18 protein-coding genes are annotated in these 17318 nt (G+C 36.0%); all 18 read right to left on the bottom strand.

The window, feature by feature from the left end:
* Positions 1-139 precede the first annotated feature (139 nt).
* The gene (locus BM260_RS15845) at positions 140-844 is read right to left on the bottom strand and encodes a glucosamine-6-phosphate deaminase (protein WP_093538319.1); all 705 of its coding nucleotides are present in this window, start codon (positions 842-844) and stop codon (positions 140-142) included.
* Between the two features lie 128 nt (positions 845-972).
* Positions 973-1722, bottom strand: a complete 750-nt coding sequence (locus BM260_RS15840) for an SIS domain-containing protein (RefSeq protein ID WP_322788100.1) — start codon at positions 1720-1722, stop codon at positions 973-975.
* A complete protein-coding gene (gene nagA / locus BM260_RS15835) occupies positions 1712-2866 on the bottom strand; it encodes an N-acetylglucosamine-6-phosphate deacetylase (protein WP_093538318.1) in 1155 nt (384 codons plus the stop codon). The genes BM260_RS15840 and nagA overlap by 11 nt, the downstream gene beginning before the upstream one ends.
* A gap of 132 nt (positions 2867-2998) precedes the next feature.
* On the bottom strand, positions 2999-4441 hold the full coding sequence (gene nagE / locus BM260_RS15830; protein ID WP_093538317.1) for an N-acetylglucosamine-specific PTS transporter subunit IIBC: 1443 nt from the start codon (positions 4439-4441) through the stop codon (positions 2999-3001).
* Between the two features lie 63 nt (positions 4442-4504).
* Positions 4505-5329 (bottom strand): PRD domain-containing protein, encoded by an 825-nt coding sequence (locus BM260_RS15825; protein WP_093538316.1) that lies wholly within the window; start codon positions 5327-5329, stop codon positions 4505-4507.
* A gap of 37 nt (positions 5330-5366) precedes the next feature.
* Positions 5367-5849, bottom strand: a complete 483-nt coding sequence (locus BM260_RS15820) for a PTS sugar transporter subunit IIA (protein ID WP_093538315.1) — start codon at positions 5847-5849, stop codon at positions 5367-5369.
* Between the two features lie 257 nt (positions 5850-6106).
* On the bottom strand, positions 6107-8335 hold the full coding sequence (locus BM260_RS15815) for a YcdB/YcdC domain-containing protein (RefSeq protein WP_093538314.1): 2229 nt from the start codon (positions 8333-8335) through the stop codon (positions 6107-6109).
* Positions 8336-8415: 80 nt separating this feature from the next.
* Complete coding sequence (locus tag BM260_RS15810; protein WP_093538313.1) at positions 8416-9165, bottom strand: EcsC family protein; 750 nt, start codon at positions 9163-9165, stop codon at positions 8416-8418.
* A 158-nt stretch (positions 9166-9323) separates the two neighbouring features.
* The gene (locus BM260_RS15805) at positions 9324-9623 is read right to left on the bottom strand and encodes a DUF1292 domain-containing protein (RefSeq protein ID WP_093538312.1); all 300 of its coding nucleotides are present in this window, start codon (positions 9621-9623) and stop codon (positions 9324-9326) included.
* Positions 9624-9699: 76 nt separating this feature from the next.
* Complete coding sequence (locus BM260_RS15800; RefSeq protein WP_093538360.1) at positions 9700-9978, bottom strand: DUF1292 domain-containing protein; 279 nt, start codon at positions 9976-9978, stop codon at positions 9700-9702.
* A 234-nt stretch (positions 9979-10212) separates the two neighbouring features.
* Complete coding sequence (locus tag BM260_RS15795; protein ID WP_093538311.1) at positions 10213-10743, bottom strand: D-glycero-alpha-D-manno-heptose-1,7-bisphosphate 7-phosphatase; 531 nt, start codon at positions 10741-10743, stop codon at positions 10213-10215.
* 62 nt (positions 10744-10805) lie between these two features.
* Positions 10806-11309 (bottom strand): GNAT family N-acetyltransferase, encoded by a 504-nt coding sequence (locus BM260_RS15790; RefSeq protein WP_093538310.1) that lies wholly within the window; start codon positions 11307-11309, stop codon positions 10806-10808.
* Between the two features lie 123 nt (positions 11310-11432).
* Entirely contained in the window at positions 11433-12059 is a 627-nt protein-coding gene (locus tag BM260_RS15785; RefSeq protein WP_245762760.1) for a lysozyme inhibitor LprI family protein, read from the bottom strand.
* A 148-nt stretch (positions 12060-12207) separates the two neighbouring features.
* Positions 12208-12525, bottom strand: coding sequence for a hypothetical protein (locus BM260_RS15780; protein WP_093538309.1), 318 nt, complete (start codon positions 12523-12525; stop codon positions 12208-12210).
* Positions 12526-12542: 17 nt separating this feature from the next.
* On the bottom strand, positions 12543-13250 hold the full coding sequence (locus tag BM260_RS15775) for a nucleotidyltransferase domain-containing protein (protein WP_093538308.1): 708 nt from the start codon (positions 13248-13250) through the stop codon (positions 12543-12545).
* Positions 13251-13628: 378 nt separating this feature from the next.
* A complete protein-coding gene (locus BM260_RS18515; protein WP_175496323.1) occupies positions 13629-13805 on the bottom strand; it encodes a hypothetical protein in 177 nt (58 codons plus the stop codon).
* 89 nt (positions 13806-13894) lie between these two features.
* Positions 13895-15799: an endonuclease MutS2 gene (locus BM260_RS15770; RefSeq protein ID WP_093538307.1), complete on the bottom strand. Its 1905-nt coding sequence runs from the start codon at positions 15797-15799 to the stop codon at positions 13895-13897.
* Positions 15800-16254: 455 nt separating this feature from the next.
* Positions 16255-17316 carry a D-xylose ABC transporter substrate-binding protein gene (gene xylF, locus BM260_RS15765; RefSeq protein WP_093538306.1) on the bottom strand — a complete coding sequence of 354 codons (1062 nt, stop codon included), beginning with the start codon at positions 17314-17316 and terminating at the stop codon, positions 16255-16257.
* Positions 17317-17318 lie beyond the last annotated feature (2 nt).

Here is a 17318-nt window from a genome sequence, read left to right as displayed (position 1 = left end):
TATACCTACTTCTGCAATTATCCGAAAATTCCTTCTTTCTATTTCTCATTATGTACTTACAATAAACACTGCTTCTTCGTACATACAAAAAAGCGTTCGAAAATGGACTCTTCGAACGCTACTTGTAACTATGCTATTTTTAGTCGTTATTAATTTGCAAATCAGTTAACACAATAACATTGGGATGATTACAAAGCCGTGTAACCGGAATATCCTCCGTTACATCTCCTTTTAATAACGCTTCAATCGCAGTTCTTTTCTCTTCTCCTACTGCAATTAAAAGAATGCATTTCGCTCTCATTATAGAAGCAATGCCCATCGTAATGGCTTGCTTTGGAACTTCATCAAGCGAGTCAAAAAATCTAGCATTTGCAGATCTAGTGGAAGCTGTTAGCTCAACCACATCTGTTTCACTTTGAAAGGATGTACCTGGTTCATTGAAACCTATATGCCCATTCACTCCGACACCTAATAATTGCATATCGACAGTTAGTGATTTTAACACGTTTTCATATTTTAATGCTTCTGCATGTACATCTTCAGCTACTCCATTTGGAATATATGTAGCTTTAAATGGTTTTGCCTCAAAGAGATGTTGTTGCATAAACGTATGGTAGCTTGCTGGATGTCCTTGAGGAACTCCCACATACTCGTCTAGATTTACACTATTACAGTGAGAGAAATCCAACGCACTACTTCGCAGCTTTTCATAAAGTGGAATCATCGTCCCGCCCGTTGCTAATCCAAATGTAGTTGCACCATTCTTTATCTGTGTTGAAAATATTTCTTGTGCCCGACTATATAGAGCATCATTGTCTTCCCATACTTCTAAATCTAATGCCATACTGAAAACCACCTTTTTCTGAATTGCGCATACTCACTAATTGCTAAATTTTTACGTTAGTAAAATTATCATTATATTCAATTTGGTCATTTGATGCAAATCGAGAGCAAACAAGCACTAATAATACTTTAGTTAAAATCTATTCGATTTTTATATTTTTCCATCATCTCTTCATTATGCGATTGGCTATCTGAGAGATTTGCACTTTTAAACACTGGTAGTTGATCAGATTCCTTACTTATCTCCTCGATAATTTGCGAGATAAGTGCATTAAGAAGAGCAGCCCCAACAACCGTAGAAGATGGACCATATTGCAATCCCTTGTTACTCAGAAGTCCATCGCCAACAGGTATATGTGTATTTAAAACGATATCCACTACATCTTCTAGGCGCTTCCCGCTCGCGTGTCGACCTTCTTGGTCCTTATAATTTAAAGACTGAAGAGAGATAACTAAAATACCCGCCTTTTTCCCTAAGAAAGCCATATCTATTGGAGCTGGATTGCGACCAGAAGTAGAAATAACAATTAGAATATCATTCGGTTGAAAGCTTATGTGGTCATTATTACGCTCGATGAACGTAGGATCTTTCTCGTTCTGTGAAGAAGTCAACGCACCTTTGTGTAACATTAAAGGCTCTATGGTAATCGGAGCAACAGGTACTAACCCTCCTGCACGGTAATATGCTTCCTGAGCTAAAAGATGAGAATGTCCACAACCAAATAATTGCACTATTCCCCCCTTTTTAATACGGTCACCAATTAGCTTAGAAATATTATCTATATTTTCTTTTTCCAGTGCTGCAACCTGCTCCAGTAAACTATTTATTTCCTTCCAATAGGACTGCATTTGATCACCTCTATTTTCATTAACTTTCAAATACTATATTTCCTCGACAGATTGTTTTTTGTACATTCAATTCCAAATCCAATATAACCAAATCTGCGTCAAAGCCTTCATCAATATACCCTTTATGGGATAATTTCAATTGTTTCGCTGCATTAGTAGAGGACATCGATACCAGTTCTTGCAAGGAACAACCCGTCGTTTGCTTCATATTACGAACAGCCTGGTCCATTGTCAGTATACTTCCCGCTAATGCGCCACTAGACAGATGTGCACCTTTTTCTGTGACATAAACGGTCTGTCCTCCAAGATCGTATTCCCCATACTCTAATCCTTTAGCACGCATTGCATCAGTTATTAAAATAATTCCTTCAGCACCCTTCAAACGGTATGCTAAATTCACTGCCTTCATATGACTATGTATATAATCAACAATGATTTCCACTTTCATATGATCCTCTAGCAGAACTGAACCGACTACACCTGTATCACGATGATGGAATGGACGCATTTGGTTATATAAATGGGTAGCTTGCTTAGCTCCCAATCGTACTGCCTTTTCTACTTCATCTGAACTAGCATCTGAATGCCCTATTGAAGAGATAATGCCTTCCTCACTCATGGTCTGTACAAATTCAAAACCACCCACTACTTCTGGAGCAACGGTCACTTGTTTAATACGATTTCCACTAAGTTGTTGCCACTTTAGAAACTGTTCAATAGATGGCTCGGTAATATGTTCAATTGGCTGTGCTCCAGCCCATTTTGTAGAAATATATGGTCCCTCTACATGAATCCCTAAAACCTCTGCTTCATCTGCATTATTTACAAAGCCATTTACATTTTCAAGCGCTGCTTCAATCGCATCCACCCGTTGAGTGATAGTAGTTGGTAAATAGCTAGTCGTACCTTCTTTTACTAATGAACGAGACATTCCTCTAAGCGCTTCTTCTGTAGCATCCATCATGTCAAAACCAGCTGACCCATGAATATGCATATCGATAAAACCTGGCATAACTATCCAATTCTTTGCAGTTCCATCTAAAAAGATATCTGCCTCCACTTGTAAAGCTTGTCCAATTTTCTCTACCTTACCATCTCGGATAAATAGATCCCCTGTAATTTCACGATCATAATTTACAATAGTCACGTTCGATATTAGAATTGTTTTACTCATTACTACACCTCCGCAGTTTGCTTAATAACAGTATAGATTAATAATCCCAAAATGATAAATAGAATCTGCTTCACCATAAAGAAAAAGCCGTTTAATATGGACACCCAAATTAAACAGCTTTTCAATTATCTACTATTTACGTATTTTCTCAATTTCGTCTGCAACAAATTGTACGCTTGTTCCAACAATAACTTGAATATTTTTCGGACCTACTATATTAATACCTGGAACACCAGTATCTTTAATTTTCTTTTGATCGACTTTATCCATATCTAATACTTCTACACGTAAACGAGTTGTACAGTGTTCTACAGATGCAACATTGGCATCTCCACCTAGCCCATCATAGATTCTAGCTGCCATATTTGAAAACTTATCATCAGATGAAACTACAACAGTTTCTTCACTTTCATCTGTATCGTCTTCTCTACCTGGAGTTTTTAAGTTAAACTTCAAGATTAAGAAACGGAATAAGAAATAGTAAATAACTGCAAATACTAGCCCTTGTAGCAATAGCATAAGCGGGAAATTAGCGATTGGAATTCGAAGACTTAAAAGATAATCGACTAACCCTGCACTAAATCCAAAGCCTGCTGTCCAGTTAAAGGATGCTGCGATGAATAAAGATAAACCTGTTAAAGCTGCATGAACTACATAAAGTGCTGGAGCTAAGAACATGAATGAAAATTCAAGTGGCTCAGTTACACCTGTGAAGAATGACGCAAAACCAGCTGCAAGCATAAGAGAAGCTGCTTGTTTTTTTCTTTTTGTTTTAGCCGTGTGATACATTGCAAGAGCTGCTGCTGGTAATCCGAACATCATAATCGGGAAGAATCCGGCTTGGTACATACCAGTTACACCCTTAACGCCTTCACTGCTCCAAAACTTATTGATATCATTTATACCAACAGTGTCAAACCAAAACACGGCATTTAATGCGTGATGCAATCCTGTTGGTATTAATAGTCTGTTAAAGAAGCCATAAAGCCCAGCGCCTACTGCTCCTAGACTACTAATTGCTTCACCAAAGTTAACTAGTCCACCAAAAACGATTGGCCAAATATAAAATAGTGCTGCAGAAGCAACTAACATTGCAACAGCGGACATAATAGGTACTAAACGTTTTCCACTAAAGAATGCTAAGAAATCAGGTAATTTCACGTGACTGAAGCGATTATACATTGTTGCAGCAACAATACCAGAAAGAATACCTATAAATGCATTATTAATCTTTCCAAATGCAGGATCAACACTCTCTACATCGATTCCTTGTAATAAACCAACAGTCCCACTTGAAAGCATCGTAGTTACAACTAAGAAAGCTACTAATCCACTTAAAGCGGCTGCCCCATCTTTTGCCTTGGACATCCCTATCGCTACTCCTACTGCAAACAGAATAGGAATATTATCAATAATCGAGCTACCAGCTTTTATCATGAAGGCTGCAAATACATTTCCAGATCCCCAACCATCCGAGTCAATCCAGTATCCAATCCCCATTAATATTGCAGCTGCGGGTAAAACAGCTACTGGAAGCATTAACGAACGCCCCAAATTTTGTAAAAACTTCATCATAATTTATTCATCTCCTTTTAACTGATTTTTAATAAAAATATAATAGTATAAAATAATGCCGAATTATGAAACTTGCTTTCTTAACCGTTCAATATGCAGTGCAATATAACCTAACTCTTCTTCGGGAAACTCAATTCCATGGTCCGCCTTAAGCTCTTTTGCTATTTGGCTAGCGCAACTATAACCAACCGGGAATTTCTTTTGAATCATCACTAACATTTCTTCATCCATCATATGAAGCTCAGATTGATTTAACCGTGTTAATGCAAAGCGTAAATGGGTGATTAACCGATGATAGGAAATATCGTCTTCCTCAATTTCAATATTCAAGTACTTTTTAATCGATAAAACCATGCCCTTTATTAAATTGGTTTGTCTTATTGTCTGATGTAAATCCCCCCCTTGAATTTTCATCGTGTGAATATGAAGCGCTATGTAAGCCGCTTCATCTACAGGCATTTCTACCTGACACGTTTTATTTATATGCTGAATTGCCCAAAGACCTATTTCAAACTCTGCTCTATATAGAACTCGAATCTCATGAAGCAGTCTATTGTTTAAATTAATGCCATCCTTTGCTCTTTCAATAGCAAATGAGATATGGTCTGTCAAAGCTATATGAATATGCTCATTTAATCTTGTATTTAAATACGCTTCGGCGTAAGTAATTATTTCTTCTGAAATAGTAAAATGTTCTTCTGGAATTCGACTTAATAGCTGCACTAGCTTATCATTTTCTTGCATAACAAAAATCTTTTCAATTTTGGACCCAATGATAATGTCATTCCGTTTCTTTTGAAAAGCTATACCCGAGCCAATAGCTATTTTCTCGCGTCCATCATGTAGAACAATCACAGCGTTATTATTAAGTATCTTTGTGATTTTAATGGAAAGTCAGCCTCCTTCACATACTATCCAACCTGAATTACTTCGAAGAAACAGACATTACCAATGTGTCACCAGCTACACTTGCTGACGCATCAGTATATTCTACAGTTCTTTCTGCACTATTCGTAATTACTACTGGTGTAATAATGCTTGGCACTTTATCTTTGATAAAATCCCAATCCACTGTCATTAGTTTTTGTCCCGTAGAAACTACATCACCTTCATTTACAAATACAGTAAATCCTTCACCCTTTAGTGTGACTGTTTCCAAACCAACGTGAATTAGCACTTCGGTATCGTCCTTTGTCCGAATACCGATCGCATGCTTTGTTTTAGAGATTAATACAACTGTCCCATCAATCGGCGCTACTACATCTCCTCCTGTTGGCATAATTGCTACTCCCTCACCCATCATTTTTTGACTGAAAACTGGATCTGGAACTTGTTCTAGGGGAATCACTTGACCAGATAGTGGTGAGAATACTTGTACTTTATTTTTTTTCATGAATTTAGCAAACATTAGTAGAACTCCTTTGTATAAAGATATTATGGAAATTGTCTTATTAAAATATATTGCTCCATGAGACCTAAAAGAACATAAAAAGGCATGGGGTAATGGAAAAGAATAATAGTATTATTCCCTCACAGTTTACCACCATGCCTGAAAGTTCAGTAACATGTGACCAATATGCGTATTTATAATCCGATAATATCATCCAGAGATCCAAAAAGCAACGTAAATTTAAATAATTGAAAGCTGTTTAAATTGCTTAAATATCAATAAAGAAAAGTTCTTCCTTTTTCTGAAATCTTGTGAGCAAGGTGAATTGTTGAAACTACTAGTTCTGCATAGGTTACTTCTTTTTTAGGATTGAATACTCCTTTTTCCGTCTCCAATAATTCTAATGAATTAGCAAGTGCGACATAACCTAATAATTCCTTTTGTACTTTATCAGCATCTGTAAAAGGAAGTTTATAAATAGTCGAATTTTTGGCAGCCTGTTCGAGACCTAATGCACGAATATACCAAACTGCTAGCTGTTCTTTACTTACCGGCTCATCTATCGCAAAACTCTTTGTATCAGCTTTTAGGATTCCCATATCCACAGCACGCTCGACCGACTGGTATAGTGGATGCTTAGGATCGATATTGTCAAATGATTGTTTCTGATTATCCTGCTCAGGATAATAATAGCCGTCATACATATAAGTAAGTGATTTCATCATTACTTTTAGCGCTTCTCCCTTGGAAATAGCAGCATCTCCGTCAAACTGTTTTGGATCTTTGACATCAAGGATTTTTGCATTTATAAAATAATTGAGTTCCTCTTGCGCCCAAGGATGGGAAACAACAGTTGAATTGTTCTCTCCATTAAGCACTTGCCACTCACCTGTTAAAGCGTCTAAAGTGCTAAAAGATTTCTCATTAAATAATTGAGAGTAGACAAGGTCATAGTGGTTATTTCCCTCTTTTTGATTGGATTTCATATAGTTAAGTCTTAAACTCAATGCCTTAGTTATTATTTCCTTCGCTTCTTTTTCTGAAATTGCTTTTTCTGGTGATGGCCAGCTCTTCACCTCTTGATAATTAACATAAAGATTATTTAGTGAACCATCCTTTGCCACTCCGACATTAATAGAATCACCCGAAACCACAACTCCATTTACAACTCTCGGGAAATTAAACATAAAGCTACCCTGCATTTCATCCATATATGCTACTTCTGTAGGTTTTGCATAGTTATGAAGGTAAGATGGAATCCACTTTTTCATATGTTCCACTGCTTTTTCAAGCGCTTGTTTTTCGGAAAGAGGCTTCGCTTCACTTGGCTTCTCACCCATCTGTGCTAAAATCTCGCTCTTCATATTATAGTACTGGATTACTTCACCTGTTTGTTTGTCTATCTCTATACTTGCTCCAGTACCGCCATTTGGAAAATTATACATATATTGAACACTAATAACTTCCTGTCCGTTATAATTAGTCATTTCTCTGATAGAGTCGATGTTCAACTTAACATTTTTCAAATCTATTTTCAGTAATTTCTCGGACATTTTCTTTGCTTCTTCTATAGTGATCCCATTCTTATAGTTGGCTGGGAGCTGCTTGGAAGAAAGCAGCGAAATCGTAGATTTTTTAGGGAAATCTACTGAGTATCCTTTGGAAGTTAAGTATTTTCCAGAAGAAGCATGAACACCAAGTAAATTTGGTGACGGTTGATATACGAGTCGTACATGTCGTTCACCAGTTTGGTAATCTGTTTCTACTTGATATTGCTTTTCCACATATATATTTTCTTTTACCTTTTTTAATACGCCATCTTTTGCTTTTACTTTTTTCACGTCATCAAAAGTGGACGCTTTGTTAGTTTCTGGATTTCTATAAAAGCCAACAATTTCACCGTTTCCTAGAATGGAAACTTCAATTCGTTGGTCAGTAACAGAAACTTTGTTTTTCAAACGAGTGTAGGAAAATGAATATCGTATTGGTTCCGTTAATATCTGATTTGGATAATAGCCATAAGAATCCGTCTCTAATTGATATTCACCGCCATCTAGATATTTTTTCATAAAATCTCCGGCTATCTTTTGCGCTTCCACTTTAGAAACTTTAGCTGGAAAAAGCGCTTCTGTTACAGTTGCAGGTTGATAAGAGAAGTTTTCTATTTGTAAATCTTTACCTACAAACGAAACATTACCATATAACTGTTTTCCATCGATTGTTTTTGTGAAGTATAGATCATAACGCATTGTCTCGTCACCAGGAAAATAATAACCACCGTTCATCTGGAAATCGGAACTCTTCAAGAAATCGAATTGCTTTGGAAATAGACCTCGAAACTTTTTGATCAAATCCTCTTTTGTAAAAACATTGTCTGTTGATGCTGCTTGAATTTGTACAGGGGGTTGTTCTTTCAGAGTAGTAGTTGCATGGACGTTCGCTGAAAAAAGTCCGATTGATAGTGCAGAAGCGCCTAGTATGATACCAACATATTTAAAACTCATAAAAAAATCTCTCCTTCTTTTGCAGTCTTTGAAGTCTATGATTGCAAGATAGAGAAAATACCAATAATTTGGTATGGAATCTAATTATTAAAGTCAATGCCCTTTGTTATTTCAAGACCATTTTTTGACAATAAACGAAGTCGGTATGAATTCATCGCTGTTTCACCAAGTTGATCGAGCAAATTATAGTTAGCAACAGCTCCTACCATCGCTCCTATTCCAGGGAGTAATTGGAGCATTTTCACTAGATCAATATAATCCCGATATTCCTGTTGGAAATCTCGCCAATCCATCTCGCCAACTAAGCTCTTTTGTTGCTCCCAGTGCTCCATAATTTCTAGCGTTTCTTTTCTTTTTTCCTCACTAGAAAAAGCTAAAAGGAATATATGCAGTATATATAACCTTTCCTCGTATTCATCCGTGTCGAATCCATAAACCGTCGCTGCTTCAAAGAGAAACTTCATCTTAATTGATAATAGTAGCGGGAAGTCAGCGAGTCCAAGGAGTATACCTCCTGCTCCTGTCCCTGCTCCTTCTACTACAGCAGTTTTTCGGAACGTAGTAAGTTTTTCCTGTAAAAGTTCATCTCGCTCCTGAAGGTTAAGTTCCAGTGGAAGCCTTTTTTTCATTTTTATATTTGACCCAACAAGCGTCACCTTTACCATATTCTTAATACTTTCCGTTATCACTTGATGGACCTTTTCAGGAATAAGTCCGTTAACCTTTGTTTGTACATTCTTAGACGTACGACCTATTAATCCCGTTCGTTTCCTCATCTTCCTTTTCCAAAGAAATAGTTCCTCTTCAACTTTCCATCTATACGTATCCATCAGTTTTAACCCCTTATCTTTTACTATTATTATTCATTTTATCTTATTATAACTATATTAAAATTAGCCCCTAGTACGGTTGTATCTCCGCCTGAAGATGTATATAAAAAAACATGATACCTATTGTGTTAGGTATCATGCTTTAAAGTTATAAGTATTTATCTTTTTTTCTTTTTAGCAAAGTTATTTTTCTCTAGCTTGATATATGCTGCCGATACATTTTCGAACTCTTCGTCGCTTTCCATCATGACAAAGTTTTTGTCTTCATCTAACCGGAAAAAGAAAATACCTATATCTTCTTCAGAATCTTCTTGTATATCCTCAAGGAAAATGACTGCAACATATTCCATCTGTTCTACAGTCAAATATCCTACAACTTTCATTTCTTGTTCTTGGTTATTTTCATCTAATACTTTAAATGTACTGCCAATATCTAGTTTACCTTCATTTTGTAACATTCCATTTACCTCCTACCAAAGCTATCCTACTAGTAATTGAAAAAAAGAGGAGATTATCCTCTCTTTTCTAGTTTTTCTATTCTTCGTCTTCTACTGCTTCTTCTGCTTCAAGAAATGCTGCAGATACTTTTTCAAATTCTTCATCTGTTTCGATTTCCGCTAAGTCCTCACCTTCAACTACTTGGAAAAAGAATACATCCATGTCTTCGTCGGTTTCTTCTTGCGTATCCTCCGCAAATGCAACTGCTGCATATTCTTTTTCTTCAATTGTTAAAAGCCCGATTACTTCGATCTCTTGTTCGCGATCTTCTTCATCTAATACCGTTAGGATTTCTCCTACTTCAATACTACCCATTTTTTCTTCCATTTCAAATTCCTCCTATTAATATCACGTATTCTTTCTAGTATTCACTACCCAATACAACTTGCATTTACACAAAACTCATATGATTTGTTTATCCATATAGTATTTCACATACATATGGTATTATTCGTGGATCCATGCATATTCAAATCATCTCATATTCACGAGTCTTTAGCAAAATCCTACTCCTTTTCAAATTATACGCTTGATGTAACATTAAATACCTTAACTTGTTTTTGCATCCTGTAAAATCCATTCTACCGCGCTTATAAGATCCGGAAATACAGCATCCGCGATAGGGTCACTTTTCCCTAGAAAAACTCCTTTTGTTCCGGCTTTTTTCCCAGCAATAATATCTGTGTCCGTATCCCCTACCATATAGGATTTGGACAAATCCACATTATACTTTTTACCCAGATCTACTATTAACTTACTGTTTGGCTTTCGACATGCACAACCAGACTTTGGCTTATGCGGACAGTACACTACCTCATGAATAGTAGCACCTTCCTTTTTTAAAACTGCAATCATATGGTCATGGATTCTTTGCAGCTGGGATTCCTTCATAAACCCCAATCCTACTCCTCCTTGATTGGTAACGACAAATATATGATCGAAGGAAGCGTTCAATTTCTTAATAGCTTCAGGGACCCCTTGTAAAAAGTATAGCTGCTCTGGTTTGTTCACAAATTTAACTCGCTCCGTGAGCACCTCATTGATTACACCATCCCGATCCAAGAAAACTGCAGTCTTCATGTGAAACACACCCTTGTTTAAGATTTAAATAGTCACTTTAGTTGTTCCCCAAACTGACTTTATTATTTAATATTAAACTTTGCTCTTTTTCGGTAAATCATCGTTATCGATGTCCCTGATATGCCGTAGTCTACAAAACCTAGCTGCCGATAAATATGAACTGCGCTTCTGTTATCAGGGTCAACACTTAAGGAGAGCGTTTTAAATCCATCCACTGCAGCCTGTTCAATTATCTTTTTCATAAGTAAAGTGCCTACTCCTAATCCTCTTGCTTCTTTCATAACTGCGATTCCTAATTCCGGAGTTTGATTGTCTACATAGCCATATCCCATGTTAGATTCATCAAAAAGTCTATACCAAACTGCTCCTACTGCTCTATTATTGGCATCAGTTGCTATTAATGCTATATCTCCTTTTCTTCCCCAATCTTCATAATACTTTTTTATTGAAGGGGAGTTTAATAGCTTTGCTTTATCTTTTACATCCTCCGGCATATAAATCGATTCATATAGCATATCCTTCAAGAATTCCAGTTCCTTATTCTCCATATTTTTAATGATCCACATGGTTTTTCACCTCATATTTAAGCCTATTGTTTAATTCAACAATTGAGTAATTATTCCTTCAGGTATATTGAGTAAGTACAAAAATAGTTGAAAATCAACATTCGCTGACTTTCAACTCTATTTTCATTTCATATATTTTTGTACTAATTCATAACAGCGTTCTTTCGTCAGCTGTGCCTGTGTAGATACGTATATAGTAGCTTCCATTGTTCCACCTGTAAAAACAGAGGACTCATCTTTAGCTTTTTGATCTCTTTGTTTAATCCAATTTCGCTGTTCCACTTTTAGACTACTCATTTCATCTGCAGACAGCTGTTTTTTCAATACACCATAGATCTCGTTTAAAGCTGCATCCCATTTATTTAAAATTTTTGACTTTGCTTCGTTCATCTCGGTTTGTGTACCATTATTATATTGATTGTTTAAATCACCTAGACTATTTTCAATGTCATTTAGCTGCTTTAAATATTTATCTTTTGTTCCGGAGAGATTTACAGTTTCTGTTTTTTCTTTAGTTACAGGTTTTTCCTGGACTACTGGCTTATTCTTATTTTCCTCCACTACATTATTATCTTTATCTTCTTCAACAATAGTAGTCTCTTCTACATCACTTTCTTCAACCTCTTCTTTTGGCTCGTCTATTACCGTCTCGCTTCCTAGCTTATCGGTTTCTGTAGCCGGTTCTGTCTCCTCATTATTGCATCCTACCAATAGCATCATTGGCATTAAAAGAACTAGTAAATTCTTCACGCTATTCCTCCTGTTATATGCCTATTAAACCGGACTTTTTATAGTTTGTATTTATTAGACGTCGAACAAGAGTAAAAAGTTTGCAAAATTCTTTTATTAGTCGGCATTATATTTATTTTGGACATCGACTTCATTCCAGCTCATTAGCCTATAGTTCTAAATAATCTACTAATGAAAATAACAAACCAAGGATAATTATGGTCATTCCAAAACTGCTACCTGCTTCACCTGGTTTCAATACGAACGCAACTCCAAATAATATCATCGCAATACCTATTCCTATAACTCTTGTGTAAATTTTACCATTTGTTATTTTTCGATTGCTAAGTACATTAGCACCGAGTACACATAACGTTATCCCGTAAAAGGTCAGCATAATATTTCCTATTTTCTCGAATTGATTAATTGTGATATTTATAAATAATGCTCCAAATAATATGGATAATATTCCAATTATAGTTCTCATATGACCTCCTTATTCCACTATTTCCCTAATGAAAAACCTCCTAGCAACCGTCCCCCATGAGGCTCCATCGCTGCCTCTACTAAACAAATTACTCTGCTTTTATCACCAGTTGTGTAATATGTATCAAACGCTTCAACAAATTGATTGGCGAAGTCTTCATCAAATGCTTTTAAAGAGCGAACAATCCATTTAGAAGTTCCTATCCAACGTCGGTTATTTCTAAGAACAAATTCGCTTGTAAGTTCTGCTAATGTGTTTGCGATGAATATTCCTTCCGCCCTATTAGAGCTTCCTATAAAATCATCTAATGTATCTGTAAGAAAATACCGTTTGATTTGAATAGTTTTCTCGGTCCATTTTTCTGGTCCTTCCTTTAAAAGTTCCTCCGCTTCTTTTTTTATAGCCTCTATAATCCCGTCGTTTCTTAAAATTATTCCCTCTGACACCATTCTAGGCAGCGAAGGTCGTGCACGCTCTCGATCAATCTCAAAAAACGACTTATAGGAGCTTCCATTATGTACAAACACTTCAATTGGCCACTCGAATTCTAAAAATGTCTCTCGATAAGAAGAAGGAAACGTTTCATCAAAAATTACAATGTCTAAATCAGACGTTTCTGTCGCCTCTCCCCGAACGACACTCCCTGCTAACAAGGCCCCATTACAATTCGGAAAATATTTTTCTAGAAATTTCTGCGCCGCCTCGTATGGATTATTTTTTTTCATATCCTTCACCCTTTCCTTTCTAATTTAAATTCGATAGAAAGAAATATATCCCTGCATAGAATTGCCTTATATTGGAGAATGTTCAGGCTATTAATAGCTGCTCTAAATCTCAGGCGATATAGACATCCAATTAGTTTACTCATTAGTATATTTATGGACTATAAGCAAAAAATAAAAGAAGTGCTAATAATGCATTAGTTGCTTTAGAAAAGTTTGAAACAATAGTAGAGAAAATCCACATAGAATTTGGTAGTATGACACCATCTTGTATAATTTAAGATAAAGTTTATATAACTAATAGCGGGAAACACAACATGCTTGCTAGGGTAAATAAATACAAGAAAAAGGTGAGCTCCAATTAATCTCACCTTTTATATATTAATTATTTTTTCTTTTGTTAGAGGGGTTTTTATTAATTTCATTCGTTATCTTATTTTTGGATATCTCAACAAACTCTTCTGAAAACTCCTCATCAGGATTATTCGTTGGGTTTTTATACAGCTCGTAACTATTATGAGTTCTGACATTGATTGTTTTTTTGTTGTTTTTACTCATGACTATTCACCTCCTAGAGTCTAATTTGCTCTAGCTGGAGAGTTTTATTCTTATTGAGTAAATAGAGAGTATGCTTACTTAGCCATTTCCTACTTATTGGATTTGTTTTTTATTTCCTTAGCTATTTTTCTTAAAGCTTTTTTGGAACCTCTTTCTATGTCATGGTTGAATTTCCTTTCCGTATAGCTTACAAATAATGTAGATAAATCATATCCTTCTGGGTATAAGTCCGCCGCTTTTCCCTCCAACACTATTCTTTTTATATTCTGCTTAATTACTTCATTGTTATAGAAAACAGACACATTATTCTGGTGATCCTTTTTCTCATACACGATACCAAAATCGTCATGTTCAAGTAATTTTACCCTGTCTCCTCTTTCGAAGCAGTACGTTTCTACTTGTGTAGCCATGAGAGTAGTTGGTTTTTTAATCTTATTTTCTCTTACACGGCCTAAATCATATGTTTTACTTTCAATATAATTTTGCGCTTTTTGTAAAACTTTCTCCCGAATATTCATTTTTTTAGAAATCCATAGCGCATTACTTTCTCCCGACTTACCAATGAGAAGCTTATACATCGGCTCTAATACTTCACTATCAAACTGCATCGCTGCATTCATAAAATCACTATGGATTTCAGAATAGCGCTTTATCTCACCATAGTGGGTTGTTGCTACTGTTATACAACCCATTTGATAAAATTCCTCCAAGATTGCAATAGCTAGTGCTGCTCCTTCATTTGGTTCAGTTCCACTACCTATTTCATCGAAGAGAAGTAATGTATTATTTGTTGATACGCTCATAATTTCCGAAATATTTTTCATATGAGAAGAAAAAGTGCTGAGAGAATTTTCAATACTCTGATTGTCTCCGATATCAACAAATAAGTTATCGACCACCGCTATTTCCGTCCCCACATCAGCGGCTATATGAAATCCGGACATGACAGCAAGAGTTAAAATACCAATCGTCTTCAGCACTACCGTTTTTCCACCCGCATTTGGTCCAGTAATTATCAAACTACGATAGTTCTTCCCAATTTCAAAATCTAGAGGTACGATATTACCTGATAAAAGTGGATGCTTGCAATTTTTTAAATGGATATAACCATAATTGTTTAATTTAGGTTCAATACCATCAATGCTTTTACTGAATTTCGCTTTTGCAAAAATCATGTCATACTGAGCAATCAAATCAATATTAATAAGAATTTGTCTATTTTCCTCTTGAATCATTCCAGAAATAGTAGCTAAAATTTGATACTCTTCTATTGATTCTTCCGATTTAAGAATTGCAAGATCTCCGTTAAATTTAGTGATTGTTGCTGGTTCAATAAATACCGTAGATCCTTTAGAGGACGAGTCAATAATCGTACCCTGTACTTGGTTTTTATAGGACGCTTTAATCGGGATAGTAAATCTATCATCTTTTTTACTGATAAAAAATTCCTGTATATATTCTTTGTTGGCACTACTTTTGAGAAATTTATTAAGCCGCTCCTCAATCTTTTCTTCGGTTTTTACTATTTGATTTCGTATACGTTTTAACTCTCTGCTCGCTTCAGAATCTACGATATTCCCTCTAATAGAAGCATTAATCATTTCTTCAATCATCGTAAATTCCATCATGGAATAAGCATAAGAATGGAGAATAGGCGCAAAAAATTCCTTCCCTAACATGAATTTCTTAATCATCCTACATCCTCTTAAGAAGTCAGATATTGCTACTAACTCAGAGGGACCCAAAATAATCCCTTTTTCAAGTTTCTCCATTAGGTGATTAATATTGGAGATACCCTTTAATGGAAGATGATTTTCTGCATCTAACAGTCTTCTCGCTTCAGTTGTCTCATTTAGTCTATTTTGTACTACTTTACTGTTTGGACTCGGAAGAAGATTATCCATTAATTCCTTCCCCAAGCTGCTAACACAGTAAGATTTCACCAGCTCTTTTAGTTCGTTATATTGTAATTTTTCATATGCCATCGTATTCATTTACTTACCTCCATTAAGAATAATAAAAAATGCCCGCAAAAAAGTTTCCTACCACTCCATTTTTAAAAATGGATAGAAAGCTTCTGCGGGCATCTGCCAAGTATATTAGACAAGGCATATAAATCGTTCATAAAAAGTGAAGAACAAAAAGAGCGCAGCAGGACAAATCCCACCACACTCTTCGTCCTAACATACATCATGTTAAACGAACTATGGAAAGGAAGCAGTCTTAAGGTAGGTATCCACATTGAAAAACAATGTAGAACAAGGCGTACTAAACAAGCTGGTTAATCACCAGATTTTTACACACCTTATTAAACTAATGAAAATTAGCTCATACCTACTTCAGACATACTTCACCACACCTTTTATTAGAATATTTACACTATAGCATCATTCAAAAAGAGAGTCAATCGGGAATTATGCTTGGAATTATAAGTTCACATCCTAATATTTTACTCTAATTCTCTTGCATATACTTCTTCTGCGGCATGAAAACCGTCCTCAATTACAGTACTTTCAATATTATCTATATTCACTGCAATTGGGGATAGTAATATGGATGGCACTTCCTTCTTCCCATTATTGACTTGTTGGTTGGCGGTTACTTTTTCTCCCTTTGCCATGGCTACCGCTATTTCCGCTACTTTTTGAGTAAGTATCTTAATAGGCTTATAAACAGTCATTGTTTGTGTTCCAACTACAATTCTTTGAACACCAGCGAGATCTGCATCTTGTCCCGCTACTGGTATTTGACTAATTAGCCCATGATTCTGGAGTGCTTGAATGGCACCGCCAGCTGTAGCATCGTTTGCAGCAATCACTGCATCAATTTGACCATTCGAATTACGAATAGCTTGTTCCATATTGGCCTGGGCATTTGCGGGAGTCCAATCTTTCGTCCATTGGTCATAGACAACGTGAATATCTCCACTTTCTATAAATGGTTGCAACACCTTAAATACACCTTTTTTTAAAAGATGTGCATTATTATCCGTGATGGCTCCTCCTATAAAGACATAATTCCCCTTTGGAACAAGTGCCGTCATAGCCTCCGCTTGCATTTTACCAACTTGTTCATTATCAAACGAAATGTACATATCGACCTCTGCATTTTTAACTAGACGATCATAAGCAATTACTTGAATTCCCGCAAGATGTGCTTTATGGACGATTGCTGCTGTAGCTGCCGCATTATGAGGTACGATTACCAATAGATCGATACCACTTTGAATAAGTGTCTCTGCTTGTGAAATCTGTAACGCATCGTCACCATTTGCAGCAACAATCTCTACTTCTGCTCCTAGATTTTCTACAGCCTCTTTAAACAATTCACGGTCTTTTAGCCAACGCTCCTCTAACAATGTATCCATGGAAAAACCAATTCTAACAGGCCCTTCCTCATTAACAACTGGACTATGTTCCGGCTCTTGAGTTTTAGGTACAGAATTATCCGTGCAGGAAAAAAGAAACATGGTCATTCCGAAAAGACAAACGGTCATAAACTTACTTTTCATCT

The organism is Psychrobacillus psychrotolerans (genome assembly GCF_900115805.1).
GTDB classification, from domain to species: domain Bacteria; phylum Bacillota; class Bacilli; order Bacillales_A; family Planococcaceae; genus Psychrobacillus; species Psychrobacillus psychrotolerans.
Note: the sequence above shows the minus strand (reverse complement) of the source record. Positions and strands in the feature narration are given on the sequence as shown.